We start from the raw sequence: 13,883 nt of genomic DNA on the forward strand, positions 1-13,883 counted from the left end.
GTCGTAGAACCGCTTACGAAGCAGCCGCGTCCGCGGCCTGGGCCTTGAGCGCGCGCTCCACGCCCGAGCGGGACTCCGAGACCAGGCGGCGCAGGGCCGCGTTGGGTTCGGCCGTCGTCAGCCAGGTGTCCGTGCGGTCCAGGGTGTCCTGGGAGACCTGGATCGACGGGTAGAGACCGATCGCGATCTGCTGGGCGATCTCGTGCGAACGGGCGTCCCAGATCTCCTTGACCGCCGCGAAGTACTTCTCCGTGTACGGCGCCAGCAGTTCGCGCTGGTCGGTCTGGACGAAGCCCGAGATCACCGCTTCCTGAAGGGCGTTGGGGAGCTTGTCGGACTCGACGACCTGCGCCCAGGCCTCCGCCTTCGCCTCCTCGGTCGGGCGGGCGGCACGGGCGGTCGCCGCGTGGCGCTCACCGGCGGCCGTCTTGTCCCGCTCGTACTCGCCGGCGATCTCCGCCTCGTCGAACCGGCCCACGGACGCGAGGCGTTCGACGAACGCCCAGCGCAGCTCGGTGTCGACGGCCAGCCCCTCGATCGTCTGCGTGCCCTCCAACAGGGCGTCCAGCAGGTCGAGTTGCTCCGGCGTACGGGCCGTGGACGCGAACGCCCGGGCCCACGCCAGCTGGTGGTCGCTCGCGGCCTCCGCGGAGCGCAGGTGCGCCAGCGTGGCGTCCGTCCAGCGGGTGAGCAGCGCCTCGCGGGCGGCGGGGTCGGCGTACAGCTCGATGGCCAGCTTCACCTGCCGTTGCAGCGACTGCACGACACCGATGTCCGACTCCTTGCCGATGCCCGACAGGACGAGGGAGAGGTAGTCGCGGGTGGCGAGTTCGGCGTCGCGGGTCATGTCCCAGGCCGAGGCCCAGCACAGGGCGCGGGGGAGGGAGGACTCGAAGTCGCCCAGGTGCTCGGTGACGAAGGCCAGCGACTGCTCGTCGAGGCGGACCTTCGCGTACGACAGGTCGTCGTCGTTGAGCAGCACCACGTCCGGGCGGCGCTTGCCGACGAGCTGCGGTACGGCGGTCAACTCGCCGTCCACGTCCAGCTCGACGCGCTCGTCCCGCACCAACTTGCCGGTGTCCTCGTCGAGTTCGTACAGGCCGACCGCGATGCGGTGCGGGCGGAGGGTGGGTTCGCCCTTCGCGCCCTCCGGGAGCGCCGGAGCCTGCTGCCGGATCGCGAAGGCGGTGATGACGCCGTCGGCGTCGGTCTCGATCTCCGGACGCAGGATGTTGATGCCGGCCGTCTCCAGCCACAGCTTCGACCAGGCCTTCAGATCACGCCCGGAGGTCTCCTCCAGCGCGCCGAGGAGGTCGGAGAGCCGGGTGTTGCCGAACGCGTGGCGCTTGAAGTACGCCTGCACGCCCGCGAAGAACTCGTCCATGCCGACGTACGCGACGAGCTGCTTCAGGACGCTCGCGCCCTTGGCGTACGTGATGCCGTCGAAGTTGACGAGCACGTCGTCGAGGTCGTTGATCTCGGCCATGATCGGGTGGGTGGAGGGCAGTTGGTCCTGCCGGTAGGCCCAGGTCTTCATGGAGTTGGCGAAGGTCGTCCAGGAGTGCGGCCAGCGCGACTGGGGGGCGTACGCCTGGCAGGCGGCCTCGGCGTAGGTGGCGAACGACTCGTTCAGCCACAGGTCGTTCCACCACTCCATGGTGACCAGGTCGCCGAACCACATGTGGGCCAGCTCGTGCAGGATCGTGGCGGCCCGCACCTCGTACGCGGCGTCCGTGACCTTCGACCGGAACACGTACTGGTCGCGGATGGTCACCGCGCCCGCGTTCTCCATCGCGCCCGCGTTGAACTCCGGGACGAACAGCTGGTCGTACTTCTTGAACGGGTACTGGTAGGCGAACTTCTCCTGGAACCACTCGAAGCCCTGCCGTGTCACCTCGAAGATGGCGTCGGAGTCGAGGTACTCGGCGAGCGAGGGCCGGCAGTAGATGCCGAGCGGGACGCTCTGCCCGTCCTTCTCGTACACGCTGTGCACGGAGTGGTACGGCCCGACGATCAGCGCGGTGATGTACGTCGAGATGCGCGGCGTCGGCTCGAACACCCAGGTGTCGTCCCGGGGTTCGGGCGTCGGGGAGTTGGAGACGACGGTCCAGCCGGTCGGCGCCTTCACGGTGAACTGGAACGTGGCCTTGAGGTCCGGCTGCTCGAAGCTCGCGAACACGCGGCGCGCGTCCGGGACCTCGAACTGGGTGTAGAGGTAGGCCTGTTGGTCGACGGGGTCGACGAACCGGTGCAGTCCCTCACCGGTGTTGGTGTACGCGCAGTCCGCGACCACGCGCAGGACGTTCGGTCCTGCCAGCAGCCCGGCCAGCGCGATCCGCGAGTCCTTAAAAACCTCGTCGGGGTCGAGGGGGTCGCCGTTCAGCGTCACCTCGTGGACGGCCGGGGCGACCAGGTCGATGAAGGACTCGGTGCCACCCTCCGTCACATCGAAGCGCACCGTCGTCGCGGACCTGTAGGTCCCGCCCTCCTGCGCGCCGGAGAGGTCGAGATCGATCTCGTACGAGTCAACGGTGAGCAGCGTCGCCCGCTGCTGCGCCTCTTCGCGAGTCAGGTTTGTGCCAGGCACGCGGTCATCTCCTCGTTATGTGTGGGTTGCGCCATCCTTCCACGGGACCTGACCCGAACGCGATGTCCGTATCCCGCCGGTCAGCGGGGCGGACGAGCGCGAGCCTGGAGTCATGACGACGTACACGGCACGACCCATCGACCCCATGGTTCTGAAGGAGCTGCGCTCTGCTGACGATGCGGGGCGCCGAATGGTTCCCGTGACGGATGAGGAAGGCGGCGCTCCGCTCCGCTGCTGCCTGCGCCGCAGCGAGCCGGGGGAGCGCATCGCCCTCGTCTCGTACGCTCCGCTACGGCGCTGGGCGGCGGAAACAGGGGCCCGGCCAGGGGCGTACGACGAGCAGGGGCCGGTGTTCATCCACGTGGAGGAGTGCGGGGGGCCTGCGGCCGGCTCCGGGTATCCCTTCGCGGACGCCCACCGGGTGCTGCGCCGCTATTCGCCCGAGGGCCACATCCTCGGCGGCGAACTGGTCGACACCCTCGACGACGAAGCCTTCCGCAGGGCCTTCGACGACCCGTCCGTGGCACTGTTCCACGTCCGGGCCGTCGAGTACGGCTGCTTCTTCTACGAGGTGCGGCGGCCCCGGGCGGACACGGCCTAGGCGCCCTGGAGCTCCGCCGCCACCAGCTCCGCGATCTGTACCGCGTTCAGCGCGGCGCCCTTGCGGAGGTTGTCGTTGGAGATGAACAGGGCGAGGCCGTTCTCGACCGTCTCGTCCGCGCGGATGCGGCCGACGAAGGACGGGTCCTGGCCGGCCGCCTGGAGGGGGGTCGGGATGTCGGAGAGGGCGACGCCGGGGGCGCCGGCGAGGAGTTCCGTGGCGCGCTCGACCGTGATCGGGCGGGCGAAGCGGGCGTTGACCTGGAGGGAGTGGCCGGAGAAGACCGGGACCCGGACGCAGGTGCCGGAGACCTTGAGGCCGGGGATCTCCAGGATCTTGCGGGACTCGTTGCGGAGCTTCTGCTCCTCGTCGGTCTCGTTCAGGCCGTCGTCGACGATCGAGCCCGCGAGCGGCAGCACGTTGAAGGCGATGGGCCGCTTGTAGACCTGCGGCTCGGGGAAGTCGACCGCCGAGCCGTCGTGCGTGAGCTTGTCCGCGTCGGCGACGACCTTCAGCGCCTGGCCGTGCAGTTCGGCCACCCCGGCCACACCCGAACCGGACACCGCCTGGTACGTGGCGACGACCAGCGCCTCAAGTCCCGCCTCCGCGTGCAGCGGCTTCAGGACCGGCATCGCGGCCATCGTCGTGCAGTTCGGGTTGGCGATGATGCCCTTGGGGCGGTCGACGATCGCGTGCGGGTTCACCTCGGAGACCACGAGGGGTACGTCGGGGTCCTTGCGCCACGCGGAGGAGTTGTCGATGACGACCGCGCCCTGCGAGGCGACCTTTTCGGCCAGCGCCTTCGAGGTCGCGCCGCCCGCCGAGAACAGCACGATGTCCAGGCCCGAGTAGTCGGCGGTGGCCGCGTCCTCCACCGTCACACCGTCGAGGACCGTCCCCGCCGAACGGGCCGAGGCGAACAGCCGCAGCTCGGTGACCGGGAACGCGCGCTCCGTGAGGATCCCGCGCATGACCGTGCCCACCTGACCGGTGGCTCCGACGATTCCGACCCTCACGACGACTCCTTCACCTGTTCCTGTACGTCTGCGGCGTTTCCATCATGCGGCCGACCCGGGTCCACCTGTCCAATTCTTTGCCCCGCATGCCCGAGGAGTGGGACATGGCCCTTGCCAATGTGACCTACGCCTCCGAACGTTTCCGTGCGCTGCGGCGTCGTAGAGGAAACGCGGGAAGGGGGTGGCTTGTGCTGCGCAGAATGGCCCGCCGGGTCCGGGAGGGTGACGATCCTCTGGACGCGGCCCAGGAGCGGCGGGGGCGGGCGGTGCTCGCGCTCGGCGGGGTGCCGCAGGCGGATCTGCCGGACGGGGTCCAGCAGGTACGGCTGCGGTTGCTGGAGCGGGCGGCGAAGGGCGACGAGGCGCCGCGCGACGTCTCGGCGTGGGCGGCTGTCGTCGCCTCGAACTTCGCCATGGACTGGCACCGCGCCAAGCGCCGCCAGGAGCGGGTGGGGGAGCGGCTGGCCTCCCTGCGCCAGCTGGAGCACCCCTCCGGCGAGGACACGAGTGTCCTGTCCATGGCGGTGGCCCAGGGCCTGGACGAGCTGCCCGACCAGCAGCGCCAAGTCCTCGTCCTCCGCTTCTTCGCCGACCTGCCGGTGCGTTCCATAGCGCACGAGCTGGGCATCCCGGAGGGCACGGTCAAGAGCAGGCTGCACACGGCGGTCCGCGCGCTGCGCGACCGGCTGCACGAGGACGAGGTGGTGTGACGTGCCCACGCAGAACGAGGAATACGACGGCGTGGACGCGCTGATGGCCGCGATCACGGGCGAGCCGGTGCCGGAGGCGGCCCGCGCGGACGCCGCCTATATGGCCGAGCACCGGGCCGCGACGGCCGATGTGGCGCTGCTGCGGGAGCAGTTGGGGATCATCGGGGAGGCCCTCTCCGCACCGCCGCCGCGACCGGAACCGGAGCCCGTGCGCACACTGCGTCTTGCCCCGCGGCGTCATCCGGCCCTGCGCGCCCTCGCCTACGGCACGCTCGCGATGGCGGTGGTGGTGGGGATGATCACCGGGCTCGCCTGGCTGGTCGCGCACAGCGGGGGCGCGGACTCCACGGCGAGCAGCAACGCGGACTCGGGGTCGAAAGCGGCGGGCGGTCACAGCGAGAGCCCCAAGGCCCCGGGCCCGCTGTCCGAACCGGAGCTGTACGTGGCCTGCTCCAGTCTTCTCGTCGAGGGGACCGTGACGGGCGTGCAGCCGAGTTCCGACCCGCGCAAACGGATCACGCTCGCCGTCACCCGCTCCTACCGGCCCGCGCACGGCCCGGCCGACGTCACGGTCGTCCTGCCCGCCGGGGCCAGTCCGGCGCCACGCCAGGGACAGCATGTACTGGTCGGCGTCCGCAAGGGCACGGCCACGGCGAACCTCTGGGTCGTCGGCGAGGACGCCGTCGCCGCGGACCGCGCCACGATCGTCGACGCCCTGAGCCACGCCGGCACGGTCACCTGCCCGACCGGCTGACAGCGAGAAGGGCGGGCGCCCGCACGGACGCCCGCCCCGTCTGTCGTACGTCGTGCTACGACGTGACCTTCTCGATCTTCACGCTGCCCAGGCCCGCGACCGTGCCGTGGGCGTTGACCAGCTGGACCTGGCCGAAGAACTCACGGCCCGCCGGAGCCGGCGCCAGGGCGGTGACACTGCCGGAGACGGTCGCCGAGGCGCCCGTGGCCAGCTTCACCGGCGTCGAACCGTCGACGGAGACCGTGCCGAGCGCCGGGGAGAAGAACACGTCCCGGTAGTCGTACGCGGTCGAGCCGGACGGCACCGAGTAGCCGTCGACCTGGACGGTGTAGGTCCCGGCGGCCGGGTTGGCGATCGAGACCGCCTCCTCCGAGTCGCCGTCGGCGGACTGGCCGACGACCGTCCCGGCGGCGTTCCTCACCGTCAGGTCCAGGTCCGCCGCCGTGTCCGAGACGTTGCCGATGGCGACGTCCAGGGAGGTGGCGCCGGCGGGCACGTCGACCGTGGTGGTCTGGGTGACGCCCTCGGTGATGGTGGGCCGCGCGGTCAGCGAGGAACCGAGCGGGCCGCCCTTCAACGTGCCGTCCAGGGCCGCGTAGTTGTTGGTCACCTTCCACGAGGCGACGGCCGGTACGCCGACCTTGGCCTCGGGCACGGTCACGGTCTCCGGGTCGAAGGCCGCGCCGAGGACGGTGGCGTCCAGCTTGTACGGGTTGTCGAGCAGCGGCGAGGTGCGGCGCGCCTCGACCTCGATCTCCCAGACACCGGCCTGCGGGTCGGCGTACGACCGCACGTCGGGCTTGCAGCCGTTGCCGTTGAGGTAGTTGTTGTAGCAGTACGGGGTGCCGGTGTCCTCGACCGGAACGCCGTACGGGTGGATCGAGATGAACCGCGTCTGGCTCTTGTCCTTCAGCCCGCTGATCGCGACCTCAAGGGCCTTGGCGCCCTCGGGGACGGTCACGAAGTACGACTGCGTGCTGTTGCGCTGCACCGAACTCGACTTGGAGAAGGTGAAGTTGACGGGAGTGGAGACCACGACCGTCGTCAGGATCTGCTTGTCGACGCCCTCGGTCCTCGGGTCGTCGACCTCCAGGATCGCGCTCTTGATGCCCGAACTCTTCGGCGCCGCCTGCACCTTGACGGTGACCGGCTGGTTCAGCGGGAGCTTGACCTCGTCCGAGCCGACGATCCGGAAGGTGCCACCGGCGTTGTTCGCGAAGTGCAGCTCGTGCCGAACGGCCTTGTCCGCACCGGTGGTTCGGGTGATGACCACGTCGTACGTCTTCTTCGCGCCGGCCTTGAGGCCGCCCTCGCGGTCGTAGAGACCGGTGCCGAAGCCCGGGGTCTTCAGCGCGAAGTCGATCGCGGTGTCGACCGGGGCCTTGACGGTGTACTCGTGGGCGGTGGCGTCGTCCCTGATGGACTGCCACGCGTCCACGATGTCGATGAGGCCCGCGCCCTCCTCGTACGCCTGAACACCCTTGATGTGGTGGGCGGTCGAGGTCAGCGCCGTGCGCAGCGTGGCCGGGGTGAGGGCGATGTGCTTCTGCTTGGCCGCGCTCAGCAGCAGCGCCGAGGCGCCCGCGGCCTGCGGGGAGGCCATCGAGGTGCCCTGGAGCATCGAGTAGCCGGCCGGCAGGGTGTAGCCCGCCTCGGCGACCGGGGAGCCCGGCAGCCAGGTCTGGGTGGAGTTGATCGCGGCGCCGGGCGCGACGAGCGTCGGCGTGAAGCCGCCGTCCTCACGCGGGCCGCGCGAGGAGAACGGCAGCAGCTGGTACTTCTTCTCCACCTGGGAGCCGTAGTTGGCGGCCCAGGTCTCCTTCGAGATGGCCGCGCCGACCGAGATCACCTTGTCGGCCAGGCCGGGGTCGCCGATCGTGTTGGCGCCCGGGCCGGAGTTGCCGGCCGAGATCACGAGCTGCACGCCGTAGGTGTCGATGAGCCGCGTGTACAGCTCGGCGCGCGCGTTGTTGCCGTCGTTCAGGGCGGGCAGGCCGCCGATCGACATGTTGACGATGTCGACACCGCGGTTGGCGACGAGGTCGATCATGCCCTCGGTGAGCGCCACGTTGGTGCAGCCGCCGGTCCAGGTGCAGGCGCGCGAGGAGACGATCTTCGCGCCCGGGGCCGCGCCGTTCATCTTGCCGCCGAACAGGCCGTTGGCCGCGGTGATACCGGCGACGTGGGTGCCGTGCTCGGACTCGATGACGCCGATGTTGACGTAGTCCGCCTTCGCACCGGACGCGTTGTAGACGACGTCCTTGCGGATCTCGACGACGAACGGGATGCGCTCGACGACGTCGGTCGCCGGGTTGTCCGTCCCGAAGTAGCCGATCTGGTAGCCGTCCTTGTACGGCTTCATCGGCGTGTCGTCGGTGAAGTCGAGGTTGTCGTTCAGGTCGACGCGGACGGTGCCGGCGGCGGGGTCGTAGAGCACGCCCCAGATGTCCGTGGTGTCGCCGTCGCGGTTCAGGTCGCCGGCCATGTCGCCGCCGGTGGTGGCGGACTCGGCGAAGTAGCTGAACTTGTAGTCGCCCGCGGGCGCCTTGAAGTTCTCGGTGCCCTGGCTGGCCGTGGTGATCGAGAACGCCGGGCCGGAGACCGCCGTGGTCATCCGCCGCCAGGTGCCGTCGCCGTCGTTGACCGGGTCGGTCGAGGTGACCCAGTCCACGATCTTGCGCTCGCCGGTGGTGGTCTTCTGCAGCGCCGGGTGACCGAGGTCGACACCGGAGTCCAGGATGCCGATGGTGATGCCGCGGCCGTCCGCCTTCGGGTTCTTCTTCACGAAGTCGACGGCGCCCGTCTCGAAGGACGGGTTGTACGGGTTCTCGGCGGGGGTGGTCTTGCTCGGCCCCGGGTAAGTGGCCTTCGTCGTCGCCTTGTTGGCGCTCTTGGCACTGGTCGCGGTGTCCGCGCTCGGCGTCGGGTCGTCGAGCGCGATCTCCTGGCGCAGGTCGATGGCGTGCACCGAGGACAGCTTCGCGGCGGCGGCGATCGCCGCGTCCGCCTTGCCGGTCGGGACGGTGGCGCGGACGTAGCCGAGCTTGTCGTAGGTGCGGCCCACGGTGCCGCCGTTGACCGCGTCCAGCTGGCCGGCGACCTGCTCGGTCTGGCCCGGGGCGGTCGCGATCATCAGGGTGACGTTCTTGTCGCCGTCGGCCTTGGCCGTGGCGAGGAGGTCGGCGTCGTCCGAACCGAGCTTGGCGGCGGCGGACTTGACGGTCCCGTCCGTGGGCGCGGTGGTTGAGGGGGCGTCGGCGGAGAAGGCCAGGGGTATCGGCCCGGCCGCGGAGAGTGCGGCGACGAGACCGGCGGCCACGGATATTCGGGCCACGCGTCTCTTGGGGTTGAGGGTCATCGGCATCCCTTGTAGGTGAAGAATCCAGTGCCGGACGAGCGCACAGCTTTACCCAAGGGACAGTTGTTTGGGAAGTGTTGACCGAATCGATATGGATGTATGGGGAAAACCCCCTGTCTGGCAGGGGGTTCAGGACTCCTTGACGCGCGTGTAGTGGCGGGACGCCTTCGCGCGGTTGCCGCAGGCCGCCATCGAGCACCAGCGGCGGGTGCCGTTCCTCGACGTGTCGTAGAAGTGCAGGATGCACGCCTCGTGGGCGCAGCGGCGGATGCGGTCGGGGGCGGCGGCGAGCAACTCCAGGTAGTTGCGGGCGGCGAGCCAGCCGGGGCCCCACCGGGGGTCGTCGAACTCGGGGATCTCGCCGGGGCCCTCGGCGGTGAGCGTGGCCCGGATCCGTCCCTGGTCGAGGACGAGGTCGAGGTCCGCCGCGCCCTGTGCGAGTGAACCGTCCACCACCGTGTGGAGCGCGTCGCGCGCGATTTTGGTGTGCAGCAGGGTGATCGGATTCGCCTCGAACCGCTCGCCGAGCCCGGCCGAGCCGAGCCATACGGCGAGCCCGCGGGGGCTGGAGAGCAGATCCTGCACGGCTCCGTCCCGCATCCACCGCGTGTTGAGCAGGTCGAGGGCGAGCGGTTCGCCGACGAGCGGGCGGGGGTCGGGGGTGGTCGCGGAGGTAGGCACGGAAAAGCTCCCTTCTGATCTAACCGGTCAAGAGTACGTGACCGGTTGACCCTCTCGATTCTAACCGTTAACGTCATTGACGACGGTTAGATCAGAGGAGGGCTTTCCATGACCCTGCACACCGGCCACATCGGCCTGAACGTCACCGACCTCGACCGCTCGCTCGCCTTCTACCGGGACGTCCTCGGCTTCGCGGTACTCGCCGAGGCCAAGGAGGACGACGACCGCCGGTACGCGTTCCTCGGCGACGGCGGCGACCACCCCGTCCTCACCCTCTGGCAGCAGGCACAGGGTCCGTACGGCGGTGACCGCGCAGGCCTCCACCACCTCGCGTTCGCGGCCGACTCGATCGAGCAGGTCGAGCGCTACGAGGCGGCACTCAAGGCGTACGGCGCCGACTTCGCGTACGAGGGCGTGGTCGCCCATCGCGAGGGCGCGGCCTCCGGCGGCATCTTCTTCCACGACCCGGACGGCACCCGCCTGGAGATCTCCGTGCCGACCGGCGCCGAGCACGCCCCGGCCCCGCACGCCGAAGCCCCGACCTGCGGCTTCTTCTAGCCGTGGCCGCCATGCAGACCTACCACGCGGGATCCCGTGCCGTGCAGGACCGGGCAGGGGTGCGCGACATCGCCGATCACGTCGGCCAGATCATCGGCCAGGGCATCAAACCCGTGGCCGCCGCCTTCCTGGAACTCCAGCCCCTCTTGATCGTGGGCGCCGCCGACCCGGCCACGGACCGGGTCTGGGCGTCCCCGCTCACCGGCCCACCCGGCTTCGTCCGGGCGACGGGCCCCCACCGGATCTCGGTCACCGGCGGCCCGCGTCCGACCGACCCCCTGACCCCGGCCCTCACCGCCGCACAGGACCTGCCCGTCGGCACGATCGCCCTCGACCCCCGCACCCGCCGCCGTATGCGAGTCGACGGCCGACTCCGGTCCACCGCACGGGGGTTCACGATCGAGGCGGAGCGGGTGTTCTCCAACTGCCCCAAATACATCCAGCGGAGGCAGTCGTACGAGACGGTCGCGGACCGCGTGCCCGCAGCCGCCCGGCGCGGCGGCGAACTGACCGCCGCGCAGGCCGAGTTCATCGCGGCGGCCGACACCTTCTTCCTCGCCACCGTCCACGAGCACGGCGCCGACGCCAGCCACCGGGGCGGCAACCCCGGCTTCGTACAAGCGATTTCGCCCCGCGAGCTGACCTGGCCGGACTACCCGGGCAACGCCATGTTCCTGAGCCTGGGCAACCTCCTCGCCGACCCGCGCGCCGGACTCCTCTTCCTCGACTGGAACACAGGCACAACCCTCCAACTCACCGGCGAGGCAAGCACGGAGTTCGGGGAGGACGGGGAACGCAGGGTGCGTTTCACGCTCACTGAGGCCATCGAGACCCCGGCCGCGCTCCCACTCCGCTGGTCCGCCCCGGAATACTCCCCTGCCAACCCAACTCCGGCGCGCTAAGCGCCCCTTCAGGGGCGCGGGGCTGTATCGATTTGCGGCTCCGCCGCGTGGGCGCGACCAGCCACGACGGCGCGTCAGCCGAACGAATTCACATTGCGGCACTCCCCGCGGAGCGCCTAGCGTCTCCGGATGCGCAAGAAGCTGAGGGTCGCCGCCTATGCCGTCTGCGTCCGGGACGGACAGCTCCTGCTGGCCCGCTCGCCCGCCGAGGGCGGCGGATACGAGTGGGTCCTCCCCGGCGGCGGCATGGACCACGGCGAGCACCCCAACGACACGGTCGTACGCGAGCTGGAGGAGGAGACCGGCTACCACATCGAGGTCACCGGATTCCTGGGCATGGACTCCATCCACCACGTCATCCCGTGGAGCTACCGACGCAAGGTGGACCAGCACGGCCTCCGGCTCGTGTACGAGGGCCGGATCGTCGGCGGCGAACTCCGCAACGAGATCGGCGGCTCCACCGACATGGCCGCCTGGCACCCGCTGGACGACGTGTCCGGCCTACGCAGGGTCCCGTTGATCGACATCGCGCTGCGGCTGTGGCGCGAGCGGCCGGCCGCAGGACGGGTCGAACGCGTCCCGGAATAGCTTCAGTACCCCGGCAGATGAACGCGGAGTAGCCGCCTCCCGGCGGCTCGACTAGCGTTCACGAACGCACAGGGGGTGCCAAGATCCACGTACGGTGATCGGCGCTACACGTTGCCGTCTCGTTTACGCGCAGGTCATCCCCGATGCCAAGCATCCAGTACGAGCGGGAAGTTCGCGACCGCGATCGAAAACCGGTCGACGCGAACACCCGCGACCACTGCCGACGCAGTTCGTACTCGGGGAGATCGCGCCATGTCGCGCACACGCTCTGTCGCCAGCTCCGCGCTGGGGGTCAACCGCCGTACCGTCCTCGCCGCCACCGCGGCCGTGTCCGTCTCCGCGGGCGTGGGCTACGCCCTACGGCCCACCGACAGCCAGGCCGCCACGACCGACGCCGCCCATGCCGCCAACGCCAACGCCGAGGCGCCCGTGGCGGAGTCCCGCAAGGCACCGGCCGCACCCCTCGCCCCGTACACCAAGGGCACCACCCTCGCCACGGTCGCCGCCCCGCGCACCCACTCCGGCTACCGCCGCCTCGGCGACGGCGCCGGCTGGAAGCGCGTCGTGCGCGCCGACCTCGCCGCCGCCAAGTCCGGGCGCGCGGGCCGCCGTACGGCACTCGCGTCGTTCGTGCAGTTCACCGACCTGCACCTGATGGACAGCCAGCACCCGCTGCGCCTGGAGTACCTGCGCTCGACCGACAAGCACGCCTGGCGCCCGCACGAGGCACTGACCGTGCAGGGCGGGATCTCACTGGTCGAGCGGGTCAACGCGCTGCGCGGCGCCCCGGTCACCGGCTCCCCGCTGCACTTCGTGATGACCACCGGCGACAACACGGACAACAACGCCAAGTCCGAGCTGGAATGGTTCATGAAGATCATGAGCGGCGGCCGGTTCACCCCCAACACCGGTGACCCGCGCCACTACGAGGGCGTCCAGAACAGCGGCCTCAAGCTGTACTGGCAGCCCGACTCCACCGTGCGCGACGGCGACAAGCAGCTCGGCTTCCCGCACCTCAAGGGCTTCCTGGCCGCCGCGATCCGCGAGGTCCGCAGCCCCGGTCTCAACCTGCCCTGGTACTCGACGGTCGGCAACCACGACGCACTCCCGCTCGGCTGCTTCGGCTCCCACGCGGACCCGTACCTCACCGAACTCGCCATCGGCGGCAAGAAGTTGATGACCGTGACGGCGGCCGAGGCGAAGAAGCTGCAGAACTCGATCCGGGACGCCAAGGACCCCAAGGGCACCGGCTACCGCGACTTCCTCAAGGCGCACGCCCGCTCCGCGCGCTCGATCACGCCGGACGAGAAGCGTGCCCCGTACACCTCCGCCGAGTACCTCAAGGCCCACCTCGACCCGGCCTACCAGGGCCTCGGCCCGGTCGGCCACGGCTACTCCTCGGCGAACGTCGACGCGGGCACGCAGTACTACGCGTTCCGCATCGCCGACGACGTGATCGGCATCAGCCTCGACACCACGGACGCGGGCGGCCACTACGAAGGGTCCATCGGGGCAACGCAGTTGAGGTGGCTGGACAAGACACTGCGCGACAACAAGGACTCGTACGCGGTGATCTTCAGCCACCACACCAGCAAGACGATGGACAACACCCGCCCCGACCCGGCACACCCCACCGAGCGCCGCTACGAGGGCAACGCGGTCGTCGCCCTCCTCGGCAGCCACCCGAACGTGCTGGCCTGGGTCAACGGCCACATCCACCGCAACGTCATCACCCCGCACCCGGCGCCCGACGGCCGCAGCTTCTGGGAGATCTCCACGGCCTCGCACGTCGACTATCCCCAACTCGCCCGGGTCATCGAGCTGGTGGACAACAAGGACGGCACGCTGTCGCTCTTCACCACCCTGATCGAGTCCGCGGCCCCGCACCGCACCGACTTCTCCGACCTCACCCAGACCGGCCTCGCGGCCCTCTACCGCGAACTGTCGTACAACGCACCGGGATCCAGCACGGTGCTGGGCGGCGACGCGAAGGACCGCAACACCGAGCTGATCCTCAAGAAGAGCTGAGCCCTTCAGAACGGCTGAAACTCACTCAACTTGCGTACAGCGGAGCAACCTTCGCATCGGAAGGCTGTGTCCATCCCCCCGACCGAGCCGAACCAGGCTC

At 70.1% G+C, this 13,883-nt stretch carries 11 protein-coding genes; 7 read left to right on the top strand and 4 right to left on the bottom strand.

All coding sequences use genetic code 11. The features are described 5' to 3' along the window. Window positions 1-13: 13 nt before the first annotated feature. On the bottom strand, window positions 14-2,587 hold the full coding sequence (gene pepN, locus OC490_RS13415; RefSeq protein ID WP_262058125.1) for an aminopeptidase N: 2,574 nt from the start codon (window positions 2,585-2,587) through the stop codon (window positions 14-16). 112 nt (window positions 2,588-2,699) lie between these two features. Here pepN and OC490_RS13420 point away from each other — a divergent pair, with 112 nt between their 5' ends. Beyond that, complete coding sequence (locus OC490_RS13420; RefSeq protein WP_262058126.1) at window positions 2,700-3,188, top strand: DUF1203 domain-containing protein; 489 nt, start codon at window positions 2,700-2,702, stop codon at window positions 3,186-3,188. Here the strand turns inward: OC490_RS13420 and OC490_RS13425 are convergent. Continuing rightward, entirely contained in the window at window positions 3,185-4,204 is a 1,020-nt protein-coding gene (locus tag OC490_RS13425; RefSeq protein WP_262058127.1) for an aspartate-semialdehyde dehydrogenase, read from the bottom strand. The two genes, OC490_RS13420 and OC490_RS13425, sit on opposite strands and share 4 nt — an antisense overlap. Before the next feature lie 188 nt (window positions 4,205-4,392). Between OC490_RS13425 and OC490_RS13430 the strand changes: the two genes are divergently transcribed. Together OC490_RS13430 and OC490_RS13435 are read left to right on the top strand one after the other, a co-directional pair. Next, window positions 4,393-4,914, top strand: a complete 522-nt coding sequence (locus tag OC490_RS13430; protein WP_410098621.1) for a sigma-70 family RNA polymerase sigma factor — start codon at window positions 4,393-4,395, stop codon at window positions 4,912-4,914. A gap of 1 nt (window position 4,915) precedes the next feature. Further along, window positions 4,916-5,668 (top strand): hypothetical protein, encoded by a 753-nt coding sequence (locus OC490_RS13435; RefSeq protein ID WP_262058128.1) that lies wholly within the window; start codon window positions 4,916-4,918, stop codon window positions 5,666-5,668. Window positions 5,669-5,723: 55 nt separating this feature from the next. Here the strand turns inward: OC490_RS13435 and OC490_RS13440 are convergent, their stop codons facing one another. Both OC490_RS13440 and OC490_RS13445 read right to left on the bottom strand, forming a co-directional pair. Further along, window positions 5,724-9,026, bottom strand: coding sequence for a S8 family serine peptidase (locus tag OC490_RS13440; protein WP_262058129.1), 3,303 nt, complete (start codon window positions 9,024-9,026; stop codon window positions 5,724-5,726). 129 nt (window positions 9,027-9,155) lie between these two features. Continuing rightward, window positions 9,156-9,707 (bottom strand): CGNR zinc finger domain-containing protein, encoded by a 552-nt coding sequence (locus tag OC490_RS13445; protein WP_262058130.1) that lies wholly within the window; start codon window positions 9,705-9,707, stop codon window positions 9,156-9,158. 108 nt (window positions 9,708-9,815) lie between these two features. Between OC490_RS13445 and OC490_RS13450 the strand changes: the two genes are divergently transcribed. From OC490_RS13450 to OC490_RS13465, 4 genes are all read left to right on the top strand, one after another. Beyond that, window positions 9,816-10,265, top strand: coding sequence for a VOC family protein (locus tag OC490_RS13450; protein WP_262058131.1), 450 nt, complete (start codon window positions 9,816-9,818; stop codon window positions 10,263-10,265). 11 nt (window positions 10,266-10,276) lie between these two features. Next, window positions 10,277-11,167, top strand: coding sequence for a pyridoxamine 5'-phosphate oxidase family protein (locus OC490_RS13455; RefSeq protein ID WP_262058264.1), 891 nt, complete (start codon window positions 10,277-10,279; stop codon window positions 11,165-11,167). A gap of 129 nt (window positions 11,168-11,296) precedes the next feature. Further along, entirely contained in the window at window positions 11,297-11,755 is a 459-nt protein-coding gene (locus OC490_RS13460) for an NUDIX hydrolase (protein ID WP_262058132.1), read from the top strand. Between the two features lie 252 nt (window positions 11,756-12,007). Further along, window positions 12,008-13,783: a TIGR03767 family metallophosphoesterase gene (locus tag OC490_RS13465; protein ID WP_262058133.1), complete on the top strand. Its 1,776-nt coding sequence runs from the start codon at window positions 12,008-12,010 to the stop codon at window positions 13,781-13,783. Window positions 13,784-13,883: the final 100 nt, after the last annotated feature.

This window comes from Streptomyces sp. STR69, assembly GCF_024519455.1.
GTDB lineage: Bacteria > Actinomycetota > Actinomycetes > Streptomycetales > Streptomycetaceae > Streptomyces.

What these genes read in the sequence shown, in the direction of transcription:
- OC490_RS13450 (WP_262058131.1), top strand. Translation starts at nt 9,816, where the DNA reads ATGACCCTGCACACCGGCCACATCGGCCTGAACGTCACCGACCTCGAC.
- OC490_RS13455 (WP_262058264.1), top strand. Translation starts at nt 10,277, where the DNA reads ATGCAGACCTACCACGCGGGATCCCGTGCCGTGCAGGACCGGGCAGGG.
- OC490_RS13460 (WP_262058132.1), top strand. Translation starts at nt 11,297, where the DNA reads ATGCGCAAGAAGCTGAGGGTCGCCGCCTATGCCGTCTGCGTCCGGGAC.
- OC490_RS13465 (WP_262058133.1), top strand. Translation starts at nt 12,008, where the DNA reads ATGTCGCGCACACGCTCTGTCGCCAGCTCCGCGCTGGGGGTCAACCGC.
- OC490_RS13440 (WP_262058129.1), bottom strand. Translation starts at nt 9,026, where the DNA reads ATGACCCTCAACCCCAAGAGACGCGTGGCCCGAATATCCGTGGCCGCC.
- OC490_RS13420 (WP_262058126.1), top strand. Translation starts at nt 2,700, where the DNA reads ATGACGACGTACACGGCACGACCCATCGACCCCATGGTTCTGAAGGAG.